Source organism: Ochrobactrum sp. BTU2 (assembly GCF_024539785.1).
Classification (GTDB): domain Bacteria; phylum Pseudomonadota; class Alphaproteobacteria; order Rhizobiales; family Rhizobiaceae; genus Brucella; species Brucella anthropi.
Genome location: NZ_JAHWRG010000003.1, coordinates 481,392 through 495,488, shown reverse-complemented (window position 1 = coordinate 495,488; position 14,097 = coordinate 481,392). Strand labels below are relative to the sequence as shown.

The following is a 14,097-nucleotide window of genomic DNA, read 5'->3' as shown; positions in this document are numbered from 1 at the left end:
TCAGTGCGCCTTATATCGGACGGTTTGTGCTGCAGTCCGGATGGTTTATCCAATAGATTGACTCTTTATGGAATAAATTTCTAATAATTCTCGCTATCTCACGGTGCCACCGCTTACCGATGCTCTCGCGGTCGCGGTATAAGCGTTGCTAACGGAGAGCCTGATAGGGCGCTTTCCACGCAGGAGAATAATATGGGCGGCTTCAACATTCGTGATCGCAAATCTGGATTGGCTTACTGGAGCTTGAGCGCGGCATTGGCCGTGACGCTCGGTATCGGATCGTTCAGCCAGGCGTTGGCGCAGGAAAGCGACCCGGACGCGACAATCAATATCGGCTCGCTCTACGAGCCGCAAAACCTCGACAATACCGCCGGTGCAGGGCAGGGCATCAACGAAGCCTTCAACGGCAATGTCTATGAGGCCCTGTTCCGGCTTGCCGACGACGGCAAAGTCGAGCCGGTCCTGTCGAAGGATTACAGCGTTAGCGACGACGGGCTGACCTATACGTTCAAGCTGCAGCCGGGCGTGACTTTTCACTCTGGAGCGCCGTTGACTTCCAAGGACGTCAAATTCTCCATCGAGCGCGTTGCCGCGCCGGAATCGAAGAGCTCACGCAAAAGCAGCCTCAAGACTATTTCGGCCGTTGAGACTCCGGATGATGAAACCGTTATCGTCAAGCTGTCTTCGCGCTCAATCTCGCTGCCGTACAATCTAAGCTATGTATGGGTGGTGAACGACGAAGCGAAGGATCTGCAGTCGAAGGAAGACGGAACCGGACCTTACGAGCTGGAAGACTGGCGTCGCGGGTCGTCCCTGTCGATGACGCGCTTCGATAAATATTGGGGCGCCAAGCCGAAAAACGGCGAGGTGGTCTTCCAGTATTTCACCGATGCAAGCGCGCTGAACAATGCTTTGCTGACCGGTTCGGTTGATATCATCACGTCGGTTCAAAGCCCGGATTCGCTAGCCCAGTTCAAGGACAATCCCGATTTCACCGTCAGCGAAGGGCAGTCGACCACCAAGCTGCTGCTGGCCTATAACGACCGTATTGCGCCATTCGACAATGTCAAAGTGCGCAAGGCGCTCGCCCGTGCAATCGACGACCAGAAGCTTTTGAAGGCTGTGTGGGGCGATTATGGCACGCTGATCGGCTCATTCGTACCGCCGACCGATCCGTGGTATGTCGATCTCACCAAGGTCGACGCCTATGATCCTGAAAGTGCCAAGGAACTTCTCAAGGAAGCTGGTTACCCGGATGGCTTCACCTTCACTATCGATACGCCGAATTACGATCCACACCCGATTGCCGCGCAGTTCATCCAGAGCGAGCTGGCCAAGGTCGGCGTAACCGTCAAGATCAACGTCATCACTGCCAATGAGTGGTACACGAAGGTCTATAAGGCACACGATTTCCAGGCCACCTTGCAGGAGCATGTGAACCATCGCGATATCGTGTTCTATGGCAATCCCGATTTCTATTGGGGTTATAACAATCCGAAGGTTGTCGAGCTCATCAAGGAAGCGGAAGCAAGTGCTACGACGGATGAACAGACGGCCAAGCTGACCGAGGCGAACAAGATCATTGCCGAAGATGCGGCCAGCAACTGGTTCTACCTCTATCCGCAGATCGTTGTTTCGAAAAAATCAGTGAGCGGCTACCCGATCAACGGCCTGAACTCCCAGTTTTCTGCCTATGACATTGTGAAAGCGGAATAATAACCGCCTGTCGATATCGAGAACATCAGCTCGACAGACCGCGCCGCCTGAATTAATTTCCGGCGGCGTTGTCGCATTTGCATGAGGGTCCGAGCGCTGCCCTCACATCGGAGAGGTAAACGCTATTTTCGCCTATATCATACGCCGTTCAGCCATATTGGTTCTGTCGGTTTTCATCGCATCGATCGTGTTGTTTCTGCTGTTGCGCCTTCTGCCGGGCGATCCCGCAAATGCGCTTGTTTCTGTCGGCGCGGATGCGGCGCAGATCGAGGCAGCGCGCAAGCAGGTCGGTTCGGACCTGCCTCTCTATGAGCAGTTTCTGCGTTTTATCGGTAGCCTCCTGCGCTTTGATCTTGGTAATTCCTTTGTGAGTGGAGCACCGGTTCTTGCCGAAATCGGCAAGCGGCTGATTGTGACCGTGCCCTTGACGCTGATGGCATTCGTCGTTGCGATCATGATCGCGGTACCACTCGGTATTCTGTCGGTCGTGCGCCAGAACCGCTGGTATGGAACGGTGATATCCGTCATCTCCCAGCTCGGCATCGCCGTGCCGGTGTTCTGGATAGGCATTCTGCTGGTCTGGTTTTTTGCAGTTAAGCTGCGGTTGTTTCCTTCGGGTGGTTTCCCATCACGCGGATGGCAGTCGGCACCAGCTGCTTTTCAATCGCTGGTATTGCCGGTCACAACCATTGCCATCGTCATGTCGGCATCGTTGATCCGTTATGTCCGTTCGGCCACGCAGGACGTGCTTGGCAGCGACTATCTTCGTACCGCACGGGCGCTTGGCGCGACATTCTCGCAGGCGCTTGTCCGTCACGGTATTCGCAACGGCGCGGTGCCGGTGATCTCGATCCTCGGTATCGAGCTTGCCTCGACTTTGCTTGGTGCTGTGGTGGTCGAACGTGTGTTCTCGTTGCCGGGTCTCGGTTCGATGCTTCTGCTCGGCATAGAGCAGCGCGACTATCCCAATGTTCAGGGTGTTCTGTTTGTATCGACGCTTCTGGTGCTGCTGGTTGGCTTTGCCGCAGATCTCCTGCAACGACTGATTGACCCGCGCTTGCGCCAGCGGTCTGCGGGAGGTCGTGCATGACGGAGCCTGCTGATATGACGCTTGCCGTCGGGGATGAAAAGCCGGCTTACCGACTGCCATGGCCCCTTATTGTGGGTGGATTGCTGCTGGGGTTGCATCTGGCCGTCGCTCTTCTCTCGCTGGTCTGGACACCTTACGGTGCTGGCGAAATGGTCGGCGGACGACTGGAGGCTCCGTCCTGGCTGCATTGGGCCGGTACGGATCGTCTGGGACGCGATCTGATGACGCAAATCATGATCGGTTCGCGCATTGCGCTTATCGTCGGCTGTGGAGCCATCGCACTCAGCGCAGTGATTGGCGTCACGCTGGGTGTGCTTGCGGCGTTTGCAACGCAGACGCTTGATGATGTGCTGGCGGCAACGCTCGATATTCTCATCGCCTTCCCAACCCTGTTGCTGGCCATGTTGATCGTGGCTTCCAGCGACGGTGCAAGCCTGACGACCGCCATCGTGGCCATCGGTATCGCCGGATCGGCCATCGTGGCACGTCTGACCCGCATCCTCGCCAAGCGGGTTCTGGCGATGGATTACATTACGGCATCGCGCATTTCCGGCACATCACGGCTCGGGTTGGTCCGCATCCATGTGCTGCCGAACATCTGGCCGACGCTGATCGTCAATTTTGCGCTTCAGTTCGGGCTGGCGGTGATCGCGGAAGCATCGCTTTCCTATCTTGGTCTTGGCGCTCCACCGCCCAATTCATCCTGGGGACGGCTTCTGCAGGAGGCACAAGCGTCGGTTTATACGGCGCCGTTCGGTGCCATAGCACCCGGTCTGGCGCTTGTCTCATTGGTGATCGGGCTCAATCTGTTTGCCGACGGGCTGCGTGACGTGGCCGACCCAACACGGAGGAGACAACGTTGAGCATTTTGCTGAATGTGGAGAACCTCCATATAGAAACGGCAGGCAGGTCTCTGGTTTCAGGCGTCTCGCTGTCGGTTGGACAGGGTGAACGGGTTGGCTTGATCGGTGAATCCGGTTCAGGCAAGTCGTTGACGGCTCTTGCCATCATGGGACTGTTGCCGGACGGCATGCGGGCAAGCGGATCGATCACGCTCGACGGCCACCAAGTGATAGGGGCGCGAGATCGGGACCTGGTACCATTGCGCGGGCAGAGCATTGCAACGGTTTTTCAGGAACCGATGACTGCGCTAGACCCACTGATGCGGATTGGCAAACAAGTCGGCTTGGTCGTTCGTCGCCGCGCGCTTCGGGATGGTCGCAGAATTGGGCAAGCTGACGTGAATGCCGAGGTTCACTCGCTTCTGGAGCGTGTATCCCTGCCGGACCCGGAACGCATTGCCCGATCCTGGTCCCATGAAATATCGGGGGGTCAACGCCAGCGTGCGGCTATCGCAATGGCTCTCGCCTGTCGCCCCAAGCTTCTGATCGCGGACGAGCCGACGACGGCGCTCGATGTCACCACGCAGGCCGAGATTTTGAAGCTGCTGGAGCAATTGGTGCGGGACGAGGGAATGGGGCTTCTGTTCATCAGTCACGATTTGCCGGTGGTTGCGGCCGTTACGGAACGCGCGCTGGTCCTGCGATACGGAAAACTTATAGAAGAAGGGCCGGTTGCGACGCTTTTCACCGATCCGCAGCAGCCCTATACGCAGGGGCTCGTGGCCGCTGCACGGGCGTTCGATGCCGCTCTGGAGGTTGCGCGATGACTTTGATGGACCTTTCGGGCGTTTCCTTTGCCTATGCCGGCGGTAAGACGGTTTTGCATGATGTCGATCTGAAACTTGAGACCGGAAGCAATCTGGGCATTGTCGGTGAGTCCGGTTCCGGCAAAACGACCATGTTGAAACTGCTGCTTGGACTGCAGCGCCCGTCTTCGGGGAACGTTTCGTTTCGCGGCAAGCCTCTGGATACTGGCAATCGCGGTTTCATGCGCGATTTTCGCCGTTCGGTGCAGGCGGTGTTTCAAGATCCCTATTCATCGCTCGATCCGCGCCAGCGTGTCTTCGACATCATTGCCGAGCCGCTGCGATCCTTGAAAATCGAGACCGATATTGCGCAGGCAGTTGCACAGGCGCTCGATTCCGTCGATTTGCCAGCGGATGCCGCCCGCCGCTATCCGCACGAGTTTTCAGGTGGCCAGCGCCAGCGTATAGCCATCGCTCGGGCGATTGTCTCTAAACCTGAGCTCGTCATCGCCGACGAAGTGGTCAGCGCGCTCGATCTGACAACACGGGCCCGTATCATCGATCTCATGCGCTCTCTTTCAGAACGCACGACTTTTGTGGTGGTGTCGCACGACATCGCACTGGTTGCGCTCTTGTGCGAACGGCTGATCGTTCTGGAAAGTGGCCGGATCGTGGAGCAGGGCAATACGCGGGACATTCTGGCCGATCCGCAGCATGCCTATACGAGGAAACTGCTGACCAGTTTGCCGAGAATGCCTCAACCCGCTTGAGGATCGAAGCATCATTATATCATCGCGATGCCGGCTCATTGATCTGCAAATGATGTGATATTTTAGGTACATCCGGGCAACAAAGTTTCCGCCGCCGCCCTCTTGTTTCCAATGAAAGCGGGCGCGAGTTCCCCGCCGAAGCCAATGTTTTAAAACGATAAAAGATGAGTATTTGACGCATGTTTGTTTTCTCTGCCTGGAACTCTTCTAAATCATTGTGATTGCGCGATATTTTCCGGGCCTTTATCGCGTGAATGAGTGTCTGTTCGTCCGCAGATGCTGGAGCATATGTTTAGTTCGGAGCACGCGAACAAATGACTTCCCGGTTGTGGGATCTGGCAGAACTCTATGAAAGCGAGCAGATCAGTCTGCGGGCTTTTGTGCGTCGTATTGTCGGAAATACCGCCACGGCTGAAGATGTCGTTCAGCAAGCCTTCCTGAACCTGCTTTCCCGCTATGAAGATACGGCACAGGCGCCAGGTCCTGCTTATGTAAAGCGCACAGCGCGCAATCTTGCGCTCAATCACTTACGCGATGCCCGCCGCAGGGCGGATGTCGAAATCGAGGTCGATGAGCCCGAGCGCTTTGCCGATGCGCGACCATCGCCGGAAATGACGGTGCTTTATCGCAGCGAGCTTCATCGTCTTTTACATTCCGTCACGCAGCTTCCGCCGCGTCGGCGCGAAGCCTTTGTTCTCAACCGGATCGAGGGGTTGAGTTATGACGAAGTTGCCGAGCGTATGGGAATTTCCCGAAATACGGTTATAACGCAGATCGTGTCAGCGCTGGCTGAACTCGACAGGCGGCTTTCAGAGTAATTATAAGCGGGAACATCAAGACGCCCATGAAGGAGTTTGAAACCGATCCGGTTTACATGAAGGCGCTGGAATGGTTTGTGCTGTTACAGGACAAAACCGTCAGCGCCGATGACCGGCGTGCGTTTTCAGCCTGGATTGCATCTGACCCTGCGCATCGAGTGGCCTATGAGCGTGCGCAGACGCTGTGGCAACGCTTCGATGCCGTGAAGCCTGAATATGACCGCATCCGCCAATCGGGCCATAAATCGGACGGTCGTGTGGGCCGGCGCGGCGTTGTTCTGGGTGGCCTTGCCGCTCTCGTTCTTCTGCCTGGCGCTTATCTCTTGTCGCGTCCCGGTCTGTTTGCGACTTATCAAACGGGTGTCGGTGAACGTCGCAGCTTTACGCTTGCCGATGGAAGCACTGTCGAGCTTGGCAGCTATTCGGCGCTTTCCCTCGATTTTTCGGGCAACGGGCGCAACCTTGTGCTCCATGAAGGGCAGGGGTTCTTTCAGGTCGCCTCCGATCCGTCGCGCCCCTTTGTGGTTAGCGCCAATGGCGGCACGATCACTGCGCTCGGGACTGCTTTTGACGTGAAACTGATCGATCGGGCGGTCACTGTTTCAGTGGTTGAGCATGCAGTTTCAGTGGCTTTTGGTCAAAGCGATCCGGTGCGCCTTGATGAGGGCTGGCAGATAACTTATGGCGGTGATGAAGCGGCTTTGCCGCAACGGGCCGACCCGCAGACGGTTGAAGCCTGGCGCAATGACAGGATTATCTTTGAGGACGTTCCGCTCAGCCGCGTACTGAGCGAGCTGGAACGCTATCGTCGTGGCAGGATTTTCCTCACCGACACAGAAATCGGCAATATGCCGGTTACGGCAATTTTTGATACGCGTGATGCCGAAGCGGCTCTTGCAACCATTGCCGAAACCTTGCCGGTCAGAGTCCTGAACGGTTCCGGCTGGGTGACCGTCGTTACACGGCGATAATAACTGGATTAAAAAAATCAAATTTTTTAAGCTACCGATCATTAGATCGCGTTTCCGAGGTGTCTAATCCTCTGAGGGGCTGCGTGGCAGCCATGAAGTAACAGGAAAATCCTGCCAAAAGCAGGGGCATCAGACATCGGGGATTAAACTATGCGCGTCGATATGAAGAGCCGAACTCAGACTGGTCGTGGCCAAGGTTCTCAGGCTCTTCTTAAAACCGGGCTGTCAGCGCATCTGCTCGCGGCAAGTGCGCTGGTTGCGGTCGCGGCACTCACGCCAAGTACGGTTTGGGCGCAAGCCGCTGCAAATAGCCAGGTGCAGCGCACGTCGTTTGATATTGCAGCACAGCCGTTGTCCAAAGCGCTGGTGCAATACTCAAACAAAACCGGCGTTCAGCTGTTCTTTGATGCAAATATTGTGCGCGGCAAGAACTCCGGCGGTGCACAAGGTTCGCTGACACGTTCGGAAGCACTAGGCCGAATTCTCTCCGGTTCTGGCCTCACATATAGTTTGCGCGGCAATACCGTCGCGATATCGGCGCAGCAATCAGTCGATGCTGGCGCGGTTGCTCCTGATGGGTCTTTGCTCCTCGATACGATTACCGTTGAAGGCAATAGTGGCAGCGACACGTCGAGGAGCGTTGTCGTTGAAAGTTCGGGCGGGGCCACCAAGACCAATACGCCGCTTATTGAGGTGCCGCAGTCAGTATCTGTTGTCAGCCGCAAGCAGATCGAGATGCAGAATGCGCAAAGCGTCACGGAAATGCTGCGTTATGTGCCTGGAGTGAGCATCGAAACCTATGGTCCGGATCCAAAAGGCTATGACTGGATTTTCATGCGCGGTTTCAACGCGCAGTCGACCAGTTCCTATCAGAACGGCCTGCGTCAGCTCTCCAATTCCTACACCTTCTTCCGTACCGATCCGTACGAGCTGGACTCCATTGAAGTGCTGCGTGGTCCTGTTTCGTCGCTTTACGGACAGAGCGATGCTGGCGGTCTGGTCAATCGCGTTACCAAGAAGCCGCAGGCTGAAGCTTCGCATGAAGCATCGGTCGAATATGGCAGTTTCAATCGCAAGCAGGTTGGCGTCGACCTGACCGGGCCGGTCAATGAAGACAAGACGCTGCTCTATCGTTTGGTCGGCGTGGTTCGCAAGGGCAACACGCAGTTCGAATATTCCAATGGCGACGAGGTCAAGGACGATCGCTACATGATCGCGCCTTCGCTCACCTGGGCACCCGATGCGGATACGTCGCTGACGGTTTCGGGCCAGTTGCTGCGCGACGATAGTGGCGGCAGCGTGCTGCCTGCGACGATTAGCAGCCTTTATCCGAATTACCCCAATATTCTGGTTGGTGATCCTGATTTCAACCGCAGCGTCCAGAAACAAGGCAGCATCGGCTATGAGTTTGAACATCATATCAACGACACCTGGACGGTGAAGCAGAACCTTCGTTACGGACAGGTCAGCTTCCTGCTCGACAATGTGCTGGCGCTTGGGCTCGGGCCGACCGGGATCACGCGGCAGGCGCGTCGCTTCGATGAGAATATGAGCGGGCTGGTGGTCGACAATCAGGCCATCGCAGAATTTGAAACCGGCAATATTTCGCATCAGGCTCTGTTCGGCCTTGATTACTCCTATTCGGATTCCGATGTGACGCAGTATCGTGATCCGGCCCCGACGCTGAACCCGTTCAATCCGTCTTATGGCATTCCGATTTCTGTTCCGACGACGGTAACGCAAAGCTATCGCCAGAAATACAATCAGACCGGGCTTTATGCGCAGGACCAGATCAAGTTCAACGACAACTGGATTATCACTTTGGGCGGGCGCTATGACTGGCTGGACCTCAATAGTCATAATCGTCTCGATTCCAGTGATACAGATCAGAATATCGGGAAATTCAGCGGGCGCGCGGGTATCACCTATGTGACGCCATGGGGCATCGCGCCCTATGTCAGCTATTCGGAATCCTTCGTGCCCAATCTCGGCACGGATAACAGCGGCAATACTTTCGATCCGTCGGAAGGCCGTCAGTGGGAAGTCGGTGTAAAATATCAGCCAAAGGAAATCGACGCGCTGTTCACGCTGGCGTGGTTCGACATCGTGAAATCGAATGTCGTTTCCTACAGCTATATCGATGGGCCACAGGCAACGGGCGAGGTGCATTCGCGCGGGCTGGAACTCGAAGGCAAGGTCGATCTGAGCTATGGCTGGGATTTCGTCGGTTCCTACACCTATACCAAGGCGGAAATCACCGAAGATGCTGCGGCGTTCATCGGCAAGCAGGTGACGATGGTGCCGGAACACCAGGCTTCGGCTTGGCTCAATTACACGTTCAACAGCGGCATGCTTGAAGGCCTCAGCCTTGGTAGCGGCGTGCGTTATGTGGGTGCGAGCTATGGCGACAAAGCCAATACGATCAAGGTCGATGGCCGAACACTCGTCGATGCCGGTGTGAGCTACAAGTACAAGGACATGACCTTCCAGGTGAATGCCACAAACCTGTTTGACAAGAAGTATTTCACCACCTGCGAGGATGCGTTCAGCTGCTACGAAGGCGATCGCCGCTCGGTCATAGGCCGTGTGAAGGTCAGTTTCTGAGGCGAGCGTTTTGCTGACACGTCGCCAGATAATGTTCGGTTCGGGCCTCGCGCTTTGCGCGGGGCTTTCTGGCTTTGGTTTCAGAGCCGCCGCCGCATCTCCTCCACGTGTGGTGGCGATCGACTGGGCAGCGGCAGAAGCCATGCTTTCATTCGGGATTGTGCCCGTAGGGCTTTCCGATACAGCATTCTATCGTCAGCGCATGGCAGCACCGGTTTTGCCGGAAACGGTTGTTGATGTCGGGCCGTTCTGGGAGATCAATCTTGAAGCCCTTGCAGCGCTGAAGCCCGATTTTGTGATAGCAACGGATTATAATCTCGTGATGACGCCGCGCATCGCGGATGTTGCGCGTGTCGAGCTTGTACCGAGTATCACAACGCCGAATGTCGAACGATACCAGTTGGCGATCGAGATACTGAACCGCGTCGCGGACTTGTGCGGTGTTTCGCCTTCCGTGCCGTCTTCTGTGGTTGAGGACGCGGAAAGCCGTTTTGCAAAGGCGCGTGAGACTGTCTCGAAGCATGATTATGCGGTGGGTATCATGCTGCCTGATATCGGCGGGCGTGAAATGACCATGTACGGCGAAGGCACGCTTCCCGATGCCGTGTTGCGAAAACTCGGACTTGCGAATGTCTGGAAAGGCCCGGTCAATGGAACCGGCATGGCGCGTGTTGGACTTGATCGGCTGATGGAAAGCGCTGATGCGGCGTTTCTCGTCGTGGATATTCCCTCGCAGCGGGTTCAGACCGAACGCTCCTTACAACAGAACACGATGTGGAAATTGCTCCGACCAGTGCGTGACGGGCGCGTGGCATGGCTCAATCAATTCCATCCTTTTGGCGGTGTACCTTCTGCGGCCCATCTGGCGGATCTCATCGCCTCGGCATTGGAGAACATGGCGTGAGCGGCCTTGAAGCAACCTGCGGCCACACGCGACATTCCCCGCTGCGCTGGGCAATGCTGGCTTTGTCGGTCGCATTTGTATTGTTGCTCGTTGTTCAGGGCTTTCTCAGCATTGCTGCGCCGGCGGAATGGCTGCGCATCGTGGCAGCTCCCAATCTGGACGATCCACGCCATGTGGTCGGTTATTACAGCTTTCTGCCGCGTCTTGCGGTTGGCCTGCTTGTGGGTGGTACGCTCGGGCTTGGTGGCGCAGTGTTTCAAACCGTTCTGCGCAATCCGCTGGCTGAACCCGGACTTCTTGGTGTTGCCTCCGGCGCACAGATCGCACTGGCTTTCACGCTGGTTTTCGCACCCGGCCTATGGATTGCGGGCAACGAAGTCATCGCGCTCATCGGTGCCGGAGTGGCACTCAGCCTTTCGCTGTTTATCGCCTCTCGCGGACGATTTTCATCGACAACTGTGGTGCTGGCCGGCTTGATGGTCGGGCTTTATTGCAATGCAATCTTCAGCCTGCTCGTACTTTTCAATCATGATTACCTCATTAACCTGCTGACGTGGCAGGCCGGTTCTTTGCAGCAGGGGGGCTGGGAAGTCTGTCTTTATCTTCTCCCGCGTCTCCTGCCGCTTGCTGCACTCATCTTCATCCTGCAACGACCGCTCAATCTTCTTTCGCTTGGCGATAATCAGGCGAAGGGACTTGGTATTTCGCCAGCAATGATGCGGCTGGTTCTGCTGGCTGCAGCGGCGGCGATGGCTGCGGTTATCACCAGCAGTCTTGGGCTGATTGGTATGATCGGACTTGCCGGACCAAATCTTGCACGCACTTTTGCGCCCGGACAGGATGGACGCAGGCTCTTATGGTCGACCTTGCTTGGCGCGTTGTTGCTTGTCGGTATCGATCAGCTGCTGCGCGCCGTAGCGCCTTTCATCGGCAACATTCCCGCGGGTGCCGCTGCAGGCCTTTTCACAGGCCCAATTCTTGTCATTCTGGCAAGCCGCGTTCGTCTGCCTGCTGTGCCTTCAACGCAGGAAATCACCCCGGCGAGAGAGCAGATCAAGAAACCGCTTCGCCTGCTTTTAGCGCTTTCATGCGCTCTTGCCCTTTGCATGATCATATCGGTGTTGGTGTCGAGAACACCTGAAGGCTGGAGCTTTGGCGCACCAGAGGCCGTAACATGGTGGCGTGTGCCACGTATTTTTACGGCGGCCGGCGCAGGCATATGTCTTGCGGTTGCGGGCCTTGTTCTACAGGGTACGCTCCGAAACCCGATGGCCAGTCCCGACTTGCTTGGCATTGGTTATGGCGCGGGCTTCGGGCTTGCAATCGCAGTGCTCTTCATTGGCGATGCAAGCGGCCTTTCCAAGCTTGTGGTTGCCACCATCGGCGCTTTGGTGGTGCTCAGCGCCATTGTCGGGATCGGCTGGCGTATGGCGTTCCAGCCAGAGCGTGTTCTTCTTGTCGGCGTCGGCTTGGGAAGCATGTTCCATGCTCTGATGATCCTGCTTCTTGCCAGCGGCAATCCACGTGTAGCTGGCCTCCTGAACTGGTTTTCCGGTTCCATGGGCAATATCGGCTGGAATGATGCGGCCTTGGTTTGCATCTGCGCGATTATCGTTCTGCTTGCGGCTCTTCTTTTCAGGCGCCCACTCGACATCTTTCCGTTGGGCGATGTGACAGCGCGCGCTGTTGGCCTCAAAGTCTCGTCAAGCCGTGCGATCCTTCTTGCTCTTGCAGGTGTTGGAACAACAGCGGCAACGATCACTATCGGGCCTGTCAGTTTCATCGGTCTTATGGTGCCGCATTTTGCTGCCCTGCTCGGGTTCAAAAGCGTGACGACGCGCCTGCTGGCCAGCGCTCTGCTCGGCGCATTGCTGCTCGTTTTTGCGGATTGGCTTGGGCGCAATCTCGCTTATCCGTGGCCCATGTCTGCAGGGTTGCTCGCATCCCTCATCGGGGGCGGCTTTTTTCTCAGGTTACTTTCCAAACCAAATTAGCCAAATCAAACTAGCCAAGTAAAACTAGCCAAGTAAAATTGGATTGACCTTTAGTCTGAAAACCATTCCGGCTTTCAATCATTCCAGACAGATTGAAGAAGTGGGTGACACTATTCGCTTTTCGCGTAAGGTCGACTGACTTCTACTGGATTTCTAGAACTCGCATTCATCGGCAAAAAATCCGTGACGAGATAATCCATCGGAGGGGCTTGACTGACAAGGACCCGATACAGAAAACCTAAACCATAAAAAGATGCATGCCTTCTGAGAAACGGGAGAAATAAACTTTGGCAGTCGGTCGTCAATCCATGCCGCCGCTCAACGCGCTGGTAGTTTTCGACAGTGCGGCTCGGCTCGGGAGTTTCTCTCGCGCAGGTTTGGAGCTCGGCCTCACCCAAAGCGCCGTCAGTCGGCAGATTGGCAAGCTGGAAGCCTTCATAGGCTCGAAACTGTTCAATCGTCTGCCTGTCGGCGTGCAGTTGACTGCTATCGGGGAGAGCTATGCCTCGGAGGTAAGCCGACTTCTGGGCGATCTGAGCGCTGTCACAGACGGCTTGCGGGCATGGATTGGGCCGCGACAAATCACGATCGCCTGTTCACGCGGGATTGCCGACCAGTGGTTCCTATCGCGAATAGGCAGGCTGAAGGCGGAAATTCCCGGAATCGAAATCCGGTTGCGTGTAACGGATGACGTGGCACATCTGCGCCTGGACGAGTTTGATCTCGCGCTATTCTATCGCAAGGAGCGGCCCATCGGGGTCAATCTGACCGTGCTGGGTCGGGAGGAAGTCGTACCCGTCTCAGCGCCAGGCGTGCCCGGCATCATGGAACAGGAGGCACCGGTTCTGCTCGCCATTGAAGACACGATGCGCGAGTGGCAGGGTTGGCCGGAATGGTGGCATGATGCCAGACTTTCTCGTCCAGCCGGTGCACTGGAATGGCGGCTCGGTGACTATGGTCTTTGTGTTGCCGCCGCAACGCAGGGCATCGGTATCACGTTAGGCTGGACTTGGCTTATCAAGGAGCAGCTTGCGAGCGGAACATTGGTCCCGGCGCATAGCCACATGATGCGGTCGGACGCCTATTTCTATCTCATGCGACCAGCTGATCGTCACCAGCGTAAAATCGTGCGGGAAGTGTCCGACTGGCTGATAGCAAGCAATGGAACAGATCCAATCACATAAAGATGATCGGATCTGTTAAACATATCATTCCTGCGGAAGAGCGACGCGGCGACGCGCAACCATGCGGAAACGGATGTATCCGATAACGGTGATGATCAGCCAGGCAACCTGTGAGATGAAGGAGCCGAGGTTGAAATTCCAGGCAAGCGAATAGATCAGCGCGACCCCGCCCAAAACATTCAGCAACGGAATGACCGGATCATCGACGGTAAAAATACGCAATTGAATCAGCGCATAGCCCAGAAGGTAAAAGAACGCGCCCACCAAGCCGACCACATCCGGCAAACCCATTTTCGATCTCCAGGATCATCAAAATCTGAAAAAGCAGGGATTGCTTTCCTGAACGAAAAGCACCCCTGCCATCACTGTTGAACGCTCCTTTATTCCTGTTCGTGCAA

Annotated in this window: 12 protein-coding genes; 11 read left to right on the top strand and 1 reads right to left on the bottom strand. The window is 56.1% G+C overall.

From position 1 onward, the window contains the following. The first annotated feature begins 192 nt into the window (after positions 1 to 192). From KWJ32_RS11240 to KWJ32_RS11190, 11 genes are all read left to right on the top strand, one after another. Positions 193 to 1,716 carry an ABC transporter substrate-binding protein gene (locus KWJ32_RS11240; protein WP_151610149.1) on the top strand — a complete coding sequence of 508 codons (1,524 nt, stop codon included), beginning with the start codon at positions 193 to 195 and terminating at the stop codon, positions 1,714 to 1,716. 157 nt (positions 1,717 to 1,873) lie between these two features. Further along, positions 1,874 to 2,806, top strand: coding sequence for an ABC transporter permease (locus tag KWJ32_RS11235; protein ID WP_010660521.1), 933 nt, complete (start codon positions 1,874 to 1,876; stop codon positions 2,804 to 2,806). Beyond that, positions 2,803 to 3,669: an ABC transporter permease gene (locus KWJ32_RS11230; protein WP_125334668.1), complete on the top strand. Its 867-nt coding sequence runs from the start codon at positions 2,803 to 2,805 to the stop codon at positions 3,667 to 3,669. The genes KWJ32_RS11235 and KWJ32_RS11230 overlap by 4 nt, the downstream gene beginning before the upstream one ends. Continuing rightward, positions 3,666 to 4,475 carry an ABC transporter ATP-binding protein gene (locus KWJ32_RS11225; RefSeq protein ID WP_151610150.1) on the top strand — a complete coding sequence of 270 codons (810 nt, stop codon included), beginning with the start codon at positions 3,666 to 3,668 and terminating at the stop codon, positions 4,473 to 4,475. Before KWJ32_RS11230 ends, KWJ32_RS11225 begins: the two co-directional genes overlap by 4 nt. Continuing rightward, positions 4,472 to 5,224, top strand: a complete 753-nt coding sequence (locus KWJ32_RS11220) for an ABC transporter ATP-binding protein (protein ID WP_151610151.1) — start codon at positions 4,472 to 4,474, stop codon at positions 5,222 to 5,224. Before KWJ32_RS11225 ends, KWJ32_RS11220 begins: the two co-directional genes overlap by 4 nt. 314 nt (positions 5,225 to 5,538) lie before the next feature. After that, positions 5,539 to 6,042 carry a sigma-70 family RNA polymerase sigma factor gene (locus KWJ32_RS11215; RefSeq protein WP_151610152.1) on the top strand — a complete coding sequence of 168 codons (504 nt, stop codon included), beginning with the start codon at positions 5,539 to 5,541 and terminating at the stop codon, positions 6,040 to 6,042. A gap of 26 nt (positions 6,043 to 6,068) precedes the next feature. Next, a complete protein-coding gene (locus KWJ32_RS11210) occupies positions 6,069 to 7,013 on the top strand; it encodes a FecR family protein (protein ID WP_011982529.1) in 945 nt (314 codons plus the stop codon). A 150-nt stretch (positions 7,014 to 7,163) separates the two neighbouring features. Continuing rightward, positions 7,164 to 9,617 (top strand): TonB-dependent siderophore receptor, encoded by a 2,454-nt coding sequence (locus tag KWJ32_RS11205; protein WP_151610153.1) that lies wholly within the window; start codon positions 7,164 to 7,166, stop codon positions 9,615 to 9,617. A 10-nt stretch (positions 9,618 to 9,627) separates the two neighbouring features. Beyond that, positions 9,628 to 10,521, top strand: coding sequence for an ABC transporter substrate-binding protein (locus tag KWJ32_RS11200; RefSeq protein ID WP_231771532.1), 894 nt, complete (start codon positions 9,628 to 9,630; stop codon positions 10,519 to 10,521). Then, positions 10,518 to 12,515: a Fe(3+)-hydroxamate ABC transporter permease FhuB gene (gene fhuB, locus KWJ32_RS11195; RefSeq protein WP_151610154.1), complete on the top strand. Its 1,998-nt coding sequence runs from the start codon at positions 10,518 to 10,520 to the stop codon at positions 12,513 to 12,515. Before KWJ32_RS11200 ends, fhuB begins: the two co-directional genes overlap by 4 nt. Before the next feature lie 287 nt (positions 12,516 to 12,802). Beyond that, a complete protein-coding gene (locus KWJ32_RS11190; protein WP_010660512.1) occupies positions 12,803 to 13,699 on the top strand; it encodes a LysR substrate-binding domain-containing protein in 897 nt (298 codons plus the stop codon). A gap of 24 nt (positions 13,700 to 13,723) precedes the next feature. Here KWJ32_RS11190 and KWJ32_RS11185 read toward each other — a convergent pair whose 3' ends face one another. Then, a complete protein-coding gene (locus KWJ32_RS11185) occupies positions 13,724 to 13,990 on the bottom strand; it encodes a hypothetical protein (protein WP_011982533.1) in 267 nt (88 codons plus the stop codon). Positions 13,991 to 14,097 lie beyond the last annotated feature (107 nt).